14 protein-coding genes are annotated in these 15,370 nt (G+C 69.9%); 8 read left to right on the forward strand and 6 right to left on the reverse strand.

What is annotated here, in order from left to right:
* The first annotated feature begins 5 nt into the window (after positions 1-5).
* Genes D7Y04_RS39280 through D7Y04_RS39300 form a run of 5 tightly spaced genes read left to right on the forward strand, consistent with a single transcriptional unit; the run spans position 6 to position 4,833 of the window.
* Positions 6-1,364, forward strand: coding sequence for a zinc-regulated TonB-dependent outer membrane receptor (locus tag D7Y04_RS39280; protein WP_121762651.1), 1,359 nt, complete (start codon positions 6-8; stop codon positions 1,362-1,364).
* A 22-nt stretch (positions 1,365-1,386) separates the two neighbouring features.
* Complete coding sequence (locus D7Y04_RS39285; protein ID WP_121762668.1) at positions 1,387-2,310, forward strand: metal ABC transporter substrate-binding protein; 924 nt, start codon at positions 1,387-1,389, stop codon at positions 2,308-2,310.
* Between the two features lie 4 nt (positions 2,311-2,314).
* Positions 2,315-3,175, forward strand: coding sequence for a hypothetical protein (locus tag D7Y04_RS39290; protein WP_121762652.1), 861 nt, complete (start codon positions 2,315-2,317; stop codon positions 3,173-3,175).
* Complete coding sequence (locus D7Y04_RS39295; protein ID WP_169820902.1) at positions 3,162-3,980, forward strand: metal ABC transporter ATP-binding protein; 819 nt, start codon at positions 3,162-3,164, stop codon at positions 3,978-3,980. Before D7Y04_RS39290 ends, D7Y04_RS39295 begins: the two co-directional genes overlap by 14 nt.
* Positions 3,961-4,833 (forward strand): metal ABC transporter permease, encoded by an 873-nt coding sequence (locus tag D7Y04_RS39300; RefSeq protein ID WP_120596781.1) that lies wholly within the window; start codon positions 3,961-3,963, stop codon positions 4,831-4,833. Before D7Y04_RS39295 ends, D7Y04_RS39300 begins: the two co-directional genes overlap by 20 nt.
* A 31-nt stretch (positions 4,834-4,864) precedes the next feature.
* Here D7Y04_RS39300 and D7Y04_RS39305 read toward each other — a convergent pair whose 3' ends face one another.
* The 5 genes from D7Y04_RS39305 to D7Y04_RS39325 all read right to left on the reverse strand — a co-directional run bounded on the left by D7Y04_RS39305 (position 4,865) and on the right by D7Y04_RS39325 (position 9,103).
* Entirely contained in the window at positions 4,865-5,413 is a 549-nt protein-coding gene (locus D7Y04_RS39305; RefSeq protein WP_120578130.1) for an isochorismatase family protein, read from the reverse strand.
* 73 nt (positions 5,414-5,486) lie between these two features.
* Positions 5,487-7,229, reverse strand: coding sequence for a hypothetical protein (locus D7Y04_RS39310; protein WP_121762669.1), 1,743 nt, complete (start codon positions 7,227-7,229; stop codon positions 5,487-5,489).
* 10 nt (positions 7,230-7,239) lie between these two features.
* The gene (locus D7Y04_RS39315) at positions 7,240-7,851 is read right to left on the reverse strand and encodes a hypothetical protein (protein WP_121762653.1); all 612 of its coding nucleotides are present in this window, start codon (positions 7,849-7,851) and stop codon (positions 7,240-7,242) included.
* A gap of 40 nt (positions 7,852-7,891) precedes the next feature.
* Entirely contained in the window at positions 7,892-8,383 is a 492-nt protein-coding gene (locus D7Y04_RS39320; RefSeq protein ID WP_120596795.1) for a hypothetical protein, read from the reverse strand.
* Between the two features lie 279 nt (positions 8,384-8,662).
* Positions 8,663-9,103 (reverse strand): hypothetical protein, encoded by a 441-nt coding sequence (locus tag D7Y04_RS39325; RefSeq protein WP_233601791.1) that lies wholly within the window; start codon positions 9,101-9,103, stop codon positions 8,663-8,665.
* A gap of 181 nt (positions 9,104-9,284) precedes the next feature.
* Between D7Y04_RS39325 and D7Y04_RS39330 the strand changes: the two genes are divergently transcribed.
* On the forward strand, positions 9,285-10,742 hold the full coding sequence (locus tag D7Y04_RS39330; protein WP_216669447.1) for a hypothetical protein: 1,458 nt from the start codon (positions 9,285-9,287) through the stop codon (positions 10,740-10,742).
* A 74-nt stretch (positions 10,743-10,816) separates the two neighbouring features.
* Positions 10,817-11,533, forward strand: coding sequence for a Bax inhibitor-1/YccA family protein (locus tag D7Y04_RS39335; protein WP_121762655.1), 717 nt, complete (start codon positions 10,817-10,819; stop codon positions 11,531-11,533).
* Between the two features lie 53 nt (positions 11,534-11,586).
* On the opposite strand, the gene D7Y04_RS39340 is transcribed toward D7Y04_RS39335, so the two are convergent.
* Entirely contained in the window at positions 11,587-11,922 is a 336-nt protein-coding gene (locus D7Y04_RS39340; RefSeq protein WP_120558865.1) for a ferredoxin, read from the reverse strand.
* Between the two features lie 582 nt (positions 11,923-12,504).
* On the opposite strand from D7Y04_RS39340, the gene D7Y04_RS39345 reads away from it, so the two are divergent.
* Positions 12,505-15,321 carry a vitamin B12-dependent ribonucleotide reductase gene (locus tag D7Y04_RS39345; protein WP_121762656.1) on the forward strand — a complete coding sequence of 939 codons (2,817 nt, stop codon included), beginning with the start codon at positions 12,505-12,507 and terminating at the stop codon, positions 15,319-15,321.
* Positions 15,322-15,370: the final 49 nt, after the last annotated feature.

Genomic DNA, 15,370 nt, shown 5'->3' on the forward strand with positions numbered 1-15,370 from the left:
CATCCGTGTCATTCCTTCCGCGCAGGCATCCCCGCGCCCTCGCCGTCGTGCTCGCAGCGCAGCTGTCCGCGAGCGCGGCGTGGGCCCAGCAAGCACCACCGCCCTCCACCGAGTCACCCCCACCTGCCGAGTCCCCTGCGCCCGCCGAGGACACTCCGGCGCTGAGCCCGGAGGAGATGGAGGAGATTGAAAAGGCGCTGGGCACGGACACGAGCACGCGCGCGCGTCCATCCGGCGACACGTCCCCGGTGTCACCCACCGCGACGAACGACTCCGGCGTGACACCGCTCAAGCTGCCCAACGCCATCTCCAGCGGCACCAACTTCCTCAACCTGAGCTTCATCCTGGACATGGCCCTGGCGGCCTTCTCCAACAAGGAGCCCCTCCAGGGCGGCGCGCACGACCCGACGAAGAACGGCTTCAACCTCCAGCAGCTGGAGCTGTCCATCGGCTCCGTGGTGGACCCGTACTTCCGCTTCGACAGCAACCTCGTCTTCAGCCAGTTCGGCGTGGAGATTGAAGAGGCGTACGTCACCACGCTGGACCTGCCCCTCAACCTCCAGGTGCGCGCGGGCCAGTTCCTCACCCGCTTCGGCCGCATCAACGCCACGCACCCGCACGCGTGGGACTTCGTGGATCAGCCCTTCATCATGAGCCGCTACTTCGGCGCGGAGGGCAACCGCGGTCTGGGCGTGGAGGGCTCCTGGCTCACGCCGCTGCCCTGGTACGTGGAAGTGATTGGCAGCGCCACCGACGCCACGGGCGAAGCCACCGCGCGCAGCTTTTTCGGCGCCGCCGCCGAGCGCGTGCTGTCACCGCTGGACTTCCAGCTCACCGGCGCGGTGAAGCAGTTCTTCCCGCTGTCGGACGACCTGTCGCTCTTGTGGGGCCTGTCCGTCGCCACGGGCCCCAACCCCACGGGCTACCGCAACTACACCAGCATCTACGGCACGGACGTGTACCTGAAGTTCCGGCCCATCACGTCGCAGAGCTCGCAGCAGCTGGTGTTCCAGGCGGAGGTGCTCTACCGCCGCAGGCAGGTGCCGGAGGACGTGCTGTCCGACTGGGGCGGCTACGCGCAGACGGTGTGGCGCTTCTCCAACCGCTGGGCCACGGGCGTGCGCTACGAGTTCGGCTCGGCCGCGAAGACGCTGGAGGGCCGGGTGGCGAATGATCCGCTCGACCCCGAATGGATTTCCGACCGCCAGCGCATCACCGCGTCGGTGACGTTCTGGCCCACCGAGTTCTCCCGCCTGCGCCTGCAGGCCGCCACGGACCGCGTGGGCTGGCGCGAGTCGCCGGACTACTCGGCCTTCCTCGCCCTTGAAGTCGTGACCGGCGCCCACGGTGCCCATGCGTTCTGACCTCTTCTTCCGGAGCCCTTCCATGCGTTCCCTTCGCCTGTTCGCGGCCCTGTGCGCCGCCGTCGTCAGCCTCACCGCCGTTCCCGCTCGCGCGGATTTGAAGGTCGTCGCCACCCTCCCGGACCTGGCCGCGCTGGCCAAGACCGTGGGCGGGGACAAGGTGGACGTCACCACGCTCGCGCTGCCCACGCAGGATCCGCACTTCGTGGACGCCAAGCCGAACCTGGCGCTCGCGCTCAACCGCGCGGACCTGCTCATCGCCGCGGGCCTGGACCTGGAGATCGGCTGGCTGCCCACGCTCCAGATGGGCGCGCGCAACAACCGCATCCTGACGGGCAACGCGGGCTACCTGGACGCGTCGCGGTTCGTGAGCCTCCAGGAGATCCCCGCCGGACAGGTGGACCGCAGCCAGGGCGACGTGCACCCCGGCGGCAATCCGCACTACCTCTATGATCCGCGGCAGGCCCTCAAGGTGGCGGCCGCCATCGAAGCTCGCATGTCGCAGCTGGATGAGAAGAACGCCGCCACCTACAAGGCCAACCTCGCGAAGTTCACGCAGGAGCTGCAGGCGGCGCAGACGGGCTGGGAGAAGCGGCTCGCGGGCTTCAAGGGCGTGCCCGTCATCGCGTACCACCGCACGACGGCGTACCTGCAGGACTGGCTGGGCTTCAAGACCATCGCCTTCCTGGAGCCCAAGCCGGGCATCCCGCCGAACCCGTCCCACGTCGCGCAGGTGCTGGCGCAGGGCAAGGCCAACAAGGTGAAGCTGGTCCTCAAGGAGGACTACTACCCGGACAACATCGCGAAGCTCGTGGCGTCGAAGATTCCCGCCGCGCTCGTCACGCTGCCCGGCGGCACCGACTTCCGTTCCGGTCAGACGTACGTGCAGCGCCTGGAGTTGATGGTGGGCCGCCTGGAGCAGGGCCTCGCCGGGAAGGGGGAATGACGCCATGAAGCGCTTCCCTTCCAAGGCGTGGTTGCTTCCCTTCGCACTGCTGTCCGGGTGCGCGTTCGACGCGGGCGAGGGATTCGCGGTGCTGGAGCCCTCCGTCCAGGCCGCGTACACGCCGGTGTCCGGCCGCAACGCGGGTGATGGCTACCAGGCGCTCGCGTCTGACTTCCAGCTGCGCATGGACACCGGCACGCTGAGCCTGGGCAGCATCGACCTGATTGCCAGCTCCGGAGGCGGTGGCAGCACGGCGTTCGACCCGTCCTCGCCGCCGCCGGGCTACTCGCTGTGCCACAACGGGCACTGCCACAGCGACTCCGGGGCGCTCGTGGACTACGAGGACATCCAGGCGGAGCTGGGCGGCGGAGGCAGCACCACCGTCACCGTGGCCAACCTGCCGGTGGACGCGGAGCTGGACCTGCTGGCGCCCGCGACCCGCGACCTCACGTGCAAGCCCGCCTGCGAGCTGGGCAAGACGACGCTGTCCCGCGGACGCTGGGCCATCACGGGTCTGCGGATGACGGGCAGCGTGCGCGATGGCCGCGTGCCTGCGCGCTTCGCGGGCGCCCTGCCCTTCCGCTTCACCGCGACGGTGACGGGCGCGGAGGCCACGCCGGTCGCGGTGCTCACCGGCGCTCTGGACGTGTCGTCTGACCGTGAGAATGAGCCGCGTGTGGCGTTGGGCCTGAAGCTGGAGCTGACGCCGGCCCTCTTCGACGCGGTGGACTGGTCCGCCGCGACGGTGGGAGCGGACGGAGTGGTGGACCTGGACGCGCCCGCGAACGCGGCGGTGCGCACCGCGCTTTTGGAGAAGGTGGCGGCGCTGAGCCCCACCGCGGAGGTGAACCGTGGCTCACGGTGATCACGAGACGGAGCTGGACCGGGGCCATCGCGCCGCGGTGCCGGAGCCGGGCGAGCCGCTGCTGAAGTGCGAGCAGCTCGTCATCGGCTACGGGGGCAAGGACATCCTGCCGCCCATGGACCTGGTGGTGCGCCGCCACCAGTTCGTGGCGGTGGTGGGCCGCAACGGCTCTGGCAAGAGCACCTGGTTCAAGACGCTGCTGGGGCTGATTCCTCCGGTGTCCGGTCGCATCGCCCTGGGCGCGCCGCACATCCGCAGCGCGTACGTGCCGCAGATGTCCGCCATCGACTCGCTGTTGCCCGTGCACACGCGGGAGCTGACCGGGTGGGGACGGCTGTCCGGGTGGAACTTCCTCCGGCCCTTCCCCAACAAGACGGACCGGCAGAAGGTGGAAGCGGCGCTCGACACGGCGGGCGCGCGCGGCATCGCGAAGCGGCCCTTCCGCGACCTGTCCGGCGGCGAGAAGCAGCGCGCGCTGCTGGCGCGAGTCATCGCCACCGAGGCGGACGTGGTGCTGCTGGACGAGCCCACCGCCGCGATGGACGCGGTGGCGGAGAAGCAGACGATGCTGCGGCTGTGCGCGCTCGCGCATGACCGCGGACTGGGCGTGGTGGTGGTGAGCCACGACCTGTCCGTCGCCGCCGAGCACGCCGACGTCATCCTCTTCGTGGACCGCGAGCACCGCTGCTTCGTCATGGGCGATGCGCGCACCGTGTTCTGCCATCCCGCCTTCCGCCGCCAGTACGGCGACGACTACTGCCACACCGCGCCCCAGGGACCCCACCGTGGAAACAACCCTGCTTGAGCCCTCGAAGTGGGAACAGTTCCAGATGGGCTGGGAGCTGTTCCGAGACCCCATCCTCTGCGCGCTCATCGCCGGGTGCGTGCTGGGCTTCCTCAGCGTCTACGTGGTGCTGCGGCGCATGGTGTTCGTCAGCGCGGCGGTGACGAACACCGCGGGCCTGGGCGTGGCCCTGGCCTTCTTCGCGGAGATCCACCTGGGCGTGCACGTGGACCCATTGGTTGGCGCGGTGGTGCTGTCCGTCGCGGCCACGCTGCTCCTGATGATTGAACCCGCGCGGCTGCGGCTGTCACGGGAGAGTCTGCTGGGGTGCGCGTTCGCCTTCGCGGGCGGCGCGGCCATCCTCGTGGGTGACCGCATCGCGCAGGAGGCGCACGACATCCAGGGCATCCTCTTCGGCACCGCGGTGCTGGTGACGCCGGATCAACTCCAGGCAGTGGCGGTGGCCGGCGGGGTGCTGATGGTGCTGCACCTGTGGTGGTTCCGAGGCATCGCCTTCGTGAGCTTCGACCGCATTGGCGCCACCGTGCAGGGGCTGCCGGTGAAGCTGCTGGACACGGTGTTGATGGTGTCCATCGGCATCATGGTGGGCGTGTGCGCGCGGGCCCTGGGCGCCCTGCCCGTCTTCGCGTTCTCCACGCTGTCGGCCATCGCCGCGCTGGTGCTGGACCTGCGGCTGCCGTGGACGTTCTTCACGGCGACCGTGCTGGGCGGCATCGCGGGCGCGGGCGGATACCTGTTCGCGTACTTCTACGACTTCCCGGTGGGCGGTTCGCAGACCGTCCTGTCCGGGGTGCTGGTGCTGCTGATGATGCTCGTGCGCCTGGTGCGCGAGCCCTTCAAGAGCAGGGCGTAAGCGTAAGCGGTGGGCCGCCGTCGTCACTGCTTCAGCGGACGGCGGCGGACACCTTCTTGAACTCGGGCGTGCCCGCGCGGCCCAGCATGTCGAACAGGGCCGACTCCACGGTGAGGATGCGCGCGCCCGCGTCGCGGCACAGCTCCAGTCCCACGCGGCGGTCCTCCTCCGAGCGCGACAGCACCGCGTCCGCGAGCAGGCACGGCTCCCGGCCGCTTTCCGCCAGGTCGCGCGCCGTCTGGAAGACGCAGATATGCGTCTCCATGCCGGTGATGAGCACCTGCTTGCGGTCACCCAGCACGGAGAGGACGTCCGGCGTGGCGGCGGAGAACTCCATCTTCTCCAGCGGCTTGAACTCACCCAGGCGCAGCTTGAGCAGCGAGTGCGTGCGGCCCAGCCCCTGCGGGTACTGCTCCGTGACGATGACGGGCAGGCCCAGGGCCCGCGCGCCCTCCACCGCGGCGCCCGTGCGCGCGAGCATGCGGTCCAGGGCGTCGCGGTCCATCGCGGCGCACAGGCGCTCCTGGATGTCGACGACGAGCAGCGCGGCCTGCTCGGGCTTCAGGCGGAACGACGGCATGGGGCGGCTCCTTGGAGGATGACCCCTAGTGACGCGAACGCCGCGCCTGCGTCAAGCGCGGCGGCGTGCGGGCTCAGGCTCCGTGAACGGTCCAGGGCGCTCCTCCCCCCCGAGGGACGGGCGCGGTGTCCACCGAGGCCACGTCTGGCACCCGACGGAGCGCCGTGCGTCCGCGGTGGCCCCGGGCCGCGAAGCCCCGTGCGCGTTGCAGTCCCGGCAGGTGCGGATCCGCGTCGCGCCACAGGTCCAACACCACGGCGAAGTCGTGCGCCGCTTCGGACATGCACTCGCAGGCGACGTGGGCCTCCGCGACCAGGAGCATGCAGTGGCCACAGCCGGGCCGCTCCCCTGCCCGTTCCAACGCCAGCTCCAGGGCCTTCTCCTCGCGGCCGGAGCGCAGGCGTACGCGGGCCAGCGTCTCACGGGGCGGCCGGCAGAAGAGCGCGGGGCCCACGGGACGCAGTCGGCGCTCCAGGCGCAGTGCCCGAGTGAGCGCGGCCTCCGCACGGCCGGAGTCTCCCCGGCGCGCATCCAGCGTGCCTCGCAGCTCCTGCGCGGCGACCTCCACCGTGCGCGCCACGTCGCGAGCACACAGGGCACGGCCCTCGGAGCGCGGCGCCTCGGACAAGGTGAGCACCAGCGCATCCAGGGTGCCGCACGCGCGCTCCACGTCGCCCAGCCGTCCCGTCTCCAGGGCACAGACGCCCTTCGCGTACAGGCGCACGGCGTCACGCAGTCCCTCCTCCGCGATGGTGGCGGCGTCTCCCAGCTCCATGGGGACCTCCGCCGCCGCCCGGCTGAAGCCGAAGCGCAGGTGCGCGGCAACGAGCGTGGTAGCGGCGAAGAGCACCGCCTGCGGCTGGCCTCCTGAAGCCTCCACGCGCTGCCGCAGCTTGCGCGCCCAGGACTGCGCTCCCCGGTACTGCCCCACTTCCACGCAGCCTTCGCTGAGCAGGCGCAGGGCGGTGTCCGCGCTCGGCGCCACGTCGAGGGGCAGCGACTCGCGCGCGAGGTACGCGTCATCCGCCGTCACCGCTGACTCCAGGATGCGGTTCGCCTCCACCGCCTTGCCCATGCGCAGCAGCAGGCGTCCGGCGGCGAGCAGCGCGGGGCTTCCCGCGGGCACGAGCGACGGAAGCAACTCCGCGCTCTCCAACGCCGTCTCCGGCCGGGCGCTGGGCAGCCATGCCTGCACCCAGGCCACGTGCACTCCCGCGTGGTGCGGGTGCGTGCGCAACAGGTCGCGCAGGATCAGCTGTGCGTACGGCTGTCCCTGCCCGGGGCGCCCGTCGGATTCGTACCCGTCCAAGAGGAAGCCCGCGAGCAGCAGGCGCGGCTCGGGCTCCTGGGGGAAGCGGTCGATGAGGCACTCCATCTCCCGCACGAAGGCATGCCTGCCATTGGCGGGGCCCTTGTCCGCGAGGAGGCTGGCCGCGACGACCAGCCGCTGCTCCATGTCGGTGGTGCCCTCCGCCAATGTCAGCGCCTTGCGGATGGCCTCCGCGCGGTCCGCGGCGAAGCGCTGCCCCACGCCCCGGGCGAGCGCGAGCCCCCACCACGCCATGGCGAGGGATGGATCCTGTCGCGCGGCCTCCGCGAAGGCGCGCCGGGCCTCCAGCGCCCAGCCCAGATGCAGCAGGCGCAGGCCCTGATTGAAGTACGCCTGCGCCAGGGGGACCTGCGTCGTCACCTGGAGGTGTGTGTCTCCCAATCCGTCCTGGAGCGGCGGCGTGGGAAGGGCTTCGTCCGGCAGGTCCTCCCACGCGACGTGGGAGTGGACCGACGGGGCATCGGCTCGGAACAGACGTGCCAGCATGGTGTCCTCCTCACGCTCCGGACATCGGAGCGGCATGGTGTTGCACGGAGGCATCGGTCGCGCGCACTCGCGCGGCCAGCCGCCTCCAGGCGGTCGACAACTCTTCGGCGGGGATGGGAGACGCCTTGCGCCGCGCCGCCAGGCACTCGCGCCGCCAGGCCAGGCCCACGTCGCGGGCCACCCACGCCTCGTACTCCGCGAGCCAGTCCGCCAGCCGCGCGAGTCCCGCCCGCGCCGCCCTGCGCTCCAGCCCTGTGGTCGCGTCGCGCCGGACGCCCACGTCCTCCACCCGGAAGGCCGTGCCGCGCGCTTCGTCCACCCACCGGGGAACGAAGCCATCACGCGGCACGAAGATGGCGGCGCCGCACGACTCGCACAGCGCGCCGAAGCCCCACAGCGTGAGGCGCCCCCCGTCCAAGAGCTGCCCCTGGTACGCGCTCTGTCCCTCCACGCCCAGCGGACGCGCTTCGCGTACCAGCCCGCGCCGGAGCAGCACGTTGCCGTCCGGGCAACGCACGTCCTGGCCCAGGCACCACATGGCCACGTCGAACAAACGGTCGCCGTCGCGGCGCACGTCGCAGGGAAGCAGGGAACCGGCACTTCCAGAAGAGACCTTGGACATGGGGCGCCTCGGGCTTCATTGGAAAGAGAGGAACCGGGGGTCAGTCGTGGGCGTGGTCGTGCTCGCCCGACTCCTCGATGACGAGCGACACCGAGGACAGCGTCGAAGGCCCGAAGGTGAGCGTGTGCGTGCCCACGGTGAGCGGCACGACGTGGCGGCCCTTGATGTCCGTGCAGAGCGAGGAGCTGGTGGCGCTCTCCTCGAACTCCACGGCCGCGCCACTGCTGTTGGTGACCGTCACCGGGACCGGGGCGCTCATGTAGAGGACGTAGTCGGTGGCCTCGGAGACGGCGAAGGACACCGCGCCGCCCTTGCCGCCAGCGATGTCCACCAGCGCGATGTCGTAGCGCTTGTGGTCATTGCTCACGGCCGGGCCCGTGCCGCTGACGGCGGCGGTGACGGCGGCGGCGGGGCCTTCCTGCAGGTGCTCGCAGCCCTCCTCGTCGACGTGGGCTTCCTCTTCATCACCACCGCAACCGGCGGCGAGGAGGGCGGTGGACAGCAGCAGGGCGGACAGAAGGTTCTTCATGATGGGGACTCCAGGGACACGGGATGGACTGCGGGAACTCCAGCCGCACGGGCCGCACGCGCACCGCGCCTCAAGAGGCGCGAACGCGAAGGACCGGACGGGACTGGAAGGAGGGACCGCGGCACGAAGCGCGCGCCCGTGCACATGGCCGGAGGTTCCATGCGCATGCGGCGGATCCGTTCAGCGAACGGGAACGCGCACGCCCTGGACTCCGGCGGCCACGGCACACCCCGGCCCATGAAGACACGGGGGGCCAGGACGGCGGGCTACGGCGGCGGAGACTTAAGCGCGCGGCGGCGACGACTTGGGCGCGAGCCTCAACAGCGCGACGGGTGCCGCGTGGAAGCGGAACACCGCCAGCGCGGGGCTGGAGCGCGTGGAGACCGCGGCCATGACGGGCGCGGACTCGGCCGGAGGCGGTGCCTCACGGCGGAGGAAGGCGTGGTGGCAGTGAGCCTCACCACCGTGGGGCGTGGCCTTCGACACCGGCGCCCGGGCCACACGCGCGTCGTCGAAGGAGAGCTCCTCCTCCAACGGGCCGCCGTGGGACGACGCGTCGCTCACGTGCATCACGTCCCCGTGCTCCAGGCACGTGGTGTGCTGCACGAGCGCGAAGTGGAGCACGCTGCCCACATACACCAGCACGCACACGAGCACCCACGGCAGCGCCAACAGGCGCGGCAGGGAGCGACTCGTGCTGAGGTGGCGTCGGAGGCGGCTCACGTCGACTCGGTCTCGAAAAGCAACTCAGTTGTTTTTAAGCGACCTCCCTGCCCGGTGCAAGCCGGGATGCCCTGGCCCGGGCCGGAGGGCGAGGTGGCGGACACCGGGAACCGCGACGGGACCCGCGGGTTGTGGACCCACGAGCCCCTGGGGTCGTAGGTTCCGCGCCGTGCACGAGCTCATGGATGTCCTGCGCAGGCAGGCACACTATTTCGGACCGGAGCTGGCGAAGACCGCCTACCAGCGCGGCCTCGCGGTGACGAAGCAGGATGGCAGCACCCAGCCCATCCCCATCACCGCCACGCCAGTCATCCTGGACGCCGAGGAGATCAAACGCCGCTCGCTCCTGTCCGCGAAGCTGGCCTCCGCCACGATGAAGATGGCGCGCGGCATCCTCGGCGGCCCGGACGCGGAGCTGCTGCTGGGCGCGCTGTCGCCGCTGGAGCGCACCCTGGCGCAAGGCACCTGGGAGGCGAGCCGCAAGCTCGCCACCACGCGCGTGGACTACTTCGTGTCCGGAGGCCGGCCCTGGGCGCTGGAGGTGAACGCCACCATCCCGGCCATGCAGGGCTATTCGGACATCGCGGCGCGCACCTTCATCGAAGTGGTGGCGCGGCACGTGCGCTATCCGGAGAAGGCGCTCGCGTCGCTGCTCACGCTCAACGGCAACAACGCGCTGGCGCTCTACCGCGCGCTGCTGGACGGCTACGCGGCCGAGCGCAACGGCCAGATGCCCGACACGGTGGCGCTGCTCTGCCGCAAGAACGACGCGCAGATCACGGAGCTGCGCTGGCTGTGCGAGCGCTTCCGCGAGTTCGGCGCGGACGCGGACGTGGTGCATCCGGAGGACGTGTCCGGCGACGACGCCTTCACGGTGAACGGCAAGAAGTACGACCTGGTCTACCGCCACCTCTTCGTGCGCCGACTGGAGCAGAACCCCGCCCCCTGGGTGGAGGACTTCCTCTCCGTCGTCCCGGGAAAGAAGGCCGTGTTCTTGAACCCGCCCGCCTCGCAGGTGGAGGTGAAGGCGACGTTCGCGCTCCTGTCGCAGGCAGTGACGGACGCGGCGCTCGCGGAGCGCGCGGGCCTCACGCCGGAGGAGCTGGAAGCGGTGCGCGAGTCGGTGCCGTGGACGCGCCCCTTCCGCCACGGCCCCGGCGTGGATCCGGACGGCACACAGGTGGACGACATCGTGGCCCGCGTGGCCCGGGAGCCCGCGCGCTTCGTGCTCAAGCGCTCGTGGGACTACGGCGGCAAGGCCGTCTTCCTGGGCCGCTCCGTGGGCACCGTGCCCTACGAGGAGCGCGTGAAGGGCGCCTACGGCGAGTCCAAGACCTGGGAACAGCTGTGCGAGCGCGCCGCGACGGATGCGCAGGGCGGCGGCTTCGTGGTGCAGGAGGTGGTGGACACGCAGCCGGAGGAGCACCTGCTCTGCGGGACGAACCAGGTGCTGCCCACGTCCTTCTTCGTGGATTACTCGGCGTATGCGTCTGTTGGGCTCGCGAAGCAGCCCGCGTGGGGCGGGGTGTGCCGTGGGTCCATGTCGGAAATCGTCAACATCGTGGGTGGCGGTGGCGTGCTGCCCCTCATCACGACGGAAGTCGCTTCAAAGCTTTTGCTGGCCTGGAAGGCCCTTTAAGGCGTCCTCCAAGGGTCCTCGTTAAAGAGAGGCCGGGACTGAAGCGGTCCCCGGCCCGAAAGGAAACGGAACACATGGCGTGGGAATCTTCAGGTGGCTGGCAGGGCGGGCAGGCAGGCGTGGTGGACGACGTCCTGGTGCAGGAGTCGCAGCGCGCGTTCATGTCGCGCGTGCACGGCTGGATGTTCGCGGGCCTGGCGCTCACCGGCGTGATGGCGATGGTGACGCTGGCCAATGAGGCGCTGCTCCGCGTGGCGGTGCAGAACCGGATGGCCCTGTTCCTGGTGCAGTTGGGCGTGGTGTTCGGCCTGTCCATCCTGGCGCCCAAGCTGTCCGGCCCGGTGGCCGCGGTCATGTTCGCGGGCTACGCGGCGCTCACCGGCGTGACGATGTCGGTCATCTTCCTCATCTACACGGCCAGCTCCATCGGCCAGGTGTTCTTCATCACCGCCGCGACCTACGGCGCGATGGCCGTCTACGGCACCGTCACGAAGAAGGACCTGAGCGGCTGGGGCACGTTCCTCTTCATGGGGCTCATCGGCATCGTCATCGCCAGCGTGGTGAACTTCTTCATCAAGAGCAGCGCCGTGTCGTTCGTGACGGCCTGCGCGGGCGTGCTCGTGTTCGCGGGCCTCACCGCCTACGACGTGCAGAAGCTGCGCGAGTACCATGCGGGCACGGGCTTCAAGAGCACGGCCACGGTGGCCATCGTGGGCGCGCTCACCCTCTACCTGGACTTCATCAACCTGTTCCTGTCGCTGCTGCGCCTGCTGGGCAACCGCCGCGACTAGCTCCAGGATTCAACGCGGTTCCCCAGGGCGGGGCGCGAGGCGGGTCACCGCCTTCAGCGCTCCGCCTTCTTGTTGAAGGGCATCAGGAGCCGCTCCACGGGGCGGCCCTGCACCAGGTGCTCCTCCACGATGGTGGGCACGTCCTCCACCTTCACGCCGCCGTACCAGGTGCCTTCCGGGTAGACGACCACGGAGACGCCGAAGGCGCACGTGTCCACGCAGCCCGCCGCGTTGGCGCGCATGCTGCGCTTGAGCCCGCGCTTGTCGAGCTCCTCCTTGAAGGCCGCCCGCACCTCCTCGCCTCCCTTGGTGGCGCAGCACCCCTTGGGGTTGCCGTCCGGACGACGGTTGGTGCAGACAAAGACGTGGCGTTCGAAGGGAGGCGGCATGGTCCGCCTCCTAACGCGCCTGGGCGTCAAAATCGACGCCGCCGTTCGGCAGGCAACCGTCCAGGCCCACCCCACCCGGTCCTGATGTCGCGGGGCCTCCGGAGCGCCCCTCCGCTCGGCGCACGGACTGCCAGCAAACATCCGTCAGTGATCACAAGCGCTTGGACAGGCGCCCTTCCCCGCCTGTCCGATTTCGCATGGTCATGGCCATACATTGCCAGCCACAACAGGCGTTGCGAGTCACAGGCGGGGTTCCTAGATCCAACTTGAGGTAGCTGTTCAGTCACCCAGCACCCACACCAAATACAGTGTGTATGCGAGGGCCTGATACTAGGTATAGGGGAATGGGCGATGTTGACGGACCCCACCAGCGATCATATTGATCCGCCCGCCCGGCGGGTGGGCAGTCAGGCCCGGGCCCGGATTCCAGTGGTGGCCCCTCTGGCTTCTGCCCATCCCGGACCATCCCAACGCTGCCGTCCCCGTACCTGGAAGTGATCATCGGATCCCCTGGGATCTCGCGGCGTTGGCTATTTCGCAAATTTTGCATCAGCACTCTCAGTGAATCTGGAGGCGGGCGTCATGGAGAAGGAACTGAGTGGGAAGCCGGTGGTGGGGGGCAGGGAGCCGCGGCGCGGCGGCCGTGCGAAGGGCAAGGCCGCGGTGGCCTCCACGGGGCTGAGCGTGGAGCGCTTCTTCACGACGCCCGGGGTGGATCCGGCGGACGAGCTGGCGTGGGAGCACCGCAGCGCGAGCATCAAGGGCGAGGACGGCAAGGTCGTCTTCGATCAGAAGGACATCGAGGTCCCCCGCTCCTGGTCGATGCTGGCGACGAACGTCGTGGCGTCGAAGTACTTCCGGGGCACGCCCGGCACGCCCGAGCGTGAGACGAGCGTGCGCAAGCTGGTGGCGCGCGTGGTGGACACCCTCACCCGCTGGGGCGAGGACGGGCACTACTTCGCGTCGGCGGTGGACCGCGAGGCGTTCCACGCGGAGCTGACGCACCTGCTCCTGCGCCAGAAGGCGGCGTTCAATTCGCCCGTCTGGTTCAACGTGGGCGTGGAGGAGCACCCGCAGTGTTCGGCGTGCTTCATCAACAGCGTGGACGACAACATGGAGTCCATCCTGGGGCTGGCGCGTACGGAGGGCATGCTCTTCAAGTACGGCAGCGGCACGGGCTCCAACCTGTCCAGCATCCGCGGCAGCAAGGAGTTCCTGGCGGGCGGCGGCACCGCGTCCGGCCCGGTGTCGTTCATGCGCGGCTTCGACGCGTTCGCGGGCGTCATCAAGAGCGGCGGCAAGACGCGGCGCGCGGCGAAGATGGTCATCCTCAACGCCGGTCACCCGGACATCCTCGAGTTCATCCGCTGCAAGTCGAACGAGGAGAAGAAGGCCTGGGCGCTGATTGAGGCGGGCTACGACCCGTCCTTCAACGGCGAGGCCTACGGGTCGGTGTACTTCCAGAACTCCAACAACTCCGTGCGCGTCACCGACGACTTCATGAAGGCGGTGGTGAACGACGGCCCGTGGCAGACGCGCGCGGTGCGCGACGGCCAGGTGATGGAGACCTACAAGGCCCGTGAGCTGTTCCGCGAAATCGCGGAGGCGGCGCACCTGTGCGGCGATCCGGGCCTCCAGTACGACACCACGGTGAACGCGTGGCACACGTGCTCCGGCACGGCGCGCATCAACGCGTCCAACCCCTGCTCCGAGTACATGTTCCTGGATGACTCGGCCTGCAACCTGGCGTCGCTGAACCTGATGCACTTCCGCACGCTGGAGGGTGGCTTCGACGTGGCCGCCTTCAAGCACGCGGTGAACGTGGTGCTGCTGGCGCAGGAGATCATCGTCGGCTTCAGCCGCTACCCCACCGAGCGCATCGCGAAGAACAGCCACGACTACCGTCCGCTGGGCCTGGGCTACGCCAACCTGGGCGCGCTGCTGATGGCGTCCGGCCTGCCCTACGACTCCTCTGCTGGCCGCAACCTGGCGGGGGCGATTACCTCGCTCATGTGCGGCGAGGCGTACGCGATGAGCGCGCGCATCGCGGAGAAGCAGGGCGCGTTCGCGGGCTACGGCAACAACGCGGAGCCCATGCTCGGCGTCATCCGCAAGCACCGCAAGGCGGCGTACCAGCTGCCCGTGGACGGCGTGAGCGCGGAGCTGCACGCAGCGCAGAAGGAGGCGTGGGACGACGCGCTGGCGCGCGGAACGGAGCACGGCTACCGCAACAGCCAGGTGACGGTGCTGGCGCCCACGGGGACCATCGGCTTCATGATGGACTGCGACACCACGGGCATCGAGCCGGACATCGCGCTGATCAAATACAAGAAGCTGGTCGGCGGCGGCATGCTGAAGATCGTCAACCAGACGGTGCCGCTGGCGCTGGAGAAGCTGGGCTACCCGCAGACGCAGTCGCAGGACATCATCGCGTACCTGGACAAGCACGACACCATCGAGGGCGCTCCGCACCTGAAGCCGGAGCACCTGCCGGTGTTCGACTGCGCGTTCAAGCCGTCCAAGGGCCAGCGCAGCATCCACTGGATGGGCCACATCGAGATGATGTCCGCGGCGCAGCCGTTCCTCTCCGGCGCCATCTCCAAGACGGTGAACCTGCCGAATGACGCTTCGGTGGAGGACATCGAGAAGGCATACATCGAGGCGTGGCGCAGCGGGCTGAAGGCCGTGGCGGTGTACCGCGACGGGTGCAAGCGCACGCAGCCGCTCAACACGTCGCAGGACAAGGCCCCCGAGAAGGCTCCGGAATCCCGCCGCGTGGTGGCGGAGCCCGCCCCCGCCGCGACGCCGGAGCCCAAGGCGCTGCGCCGCCGGCTGCCGGATGAGCGGCAGTCCATCACGCACAAGTTCTCCATCGGTGGCCACGAGGGCTACCTGACGGTGGGCATGTACGAGGACGGCAAGCCGGGCGAGCTCTTCGTCGTGATGGCGAAGGAGGGCTCGGTGGTGAGCGGCCTGATGGACAGCTTCGCCACCAGCGTGTCGTTGGCGCTCCAGTACGGCGTGCCGCTGCAGGTGCTGGCGGACAAGTTCTGCCACACCCGCTACGAGCCGAGCGGCTTCACGGGCAACCCGGCCATCCCCATCGCCAAGTCCATCACCGACTACATCTTCCGGTGGCTGTCGCTGAAGTTCCTGCCCACGGAGCCCCGCGCGGACGACGTGGAGGTGACGCCGGTGGAGGAGGCCCGTCCGGAGCCGGTGACGCAGGCGGCGGTGCCGGCCCAGGTGGGGACGCTGCAGCTGTCCGCGATGAACTCGCGCAGCACGTACCTGAACCAGGCGGACGCCCCGCCCTGCCACCAGTGCGGCGCCATCACCGTGCGCAGCGGCGCCTGCTACAAGTGCACGAACTGCGGCACGACGACGGGCTGCAGCTGAGCGCCGCGTCGGTCTTGAGCTGAAGTGAGATAGGGCTCCGGGGCTTCAA

It is taken from the genome of Corallococcus sp. AB038B, from assembly GCF_003668955.1.
GTDB lineage: Bacteria > Myxococcota > Myxococcia > Myxococcales > Myxococcaceae > Corallococcus > Corallococcus exiguus.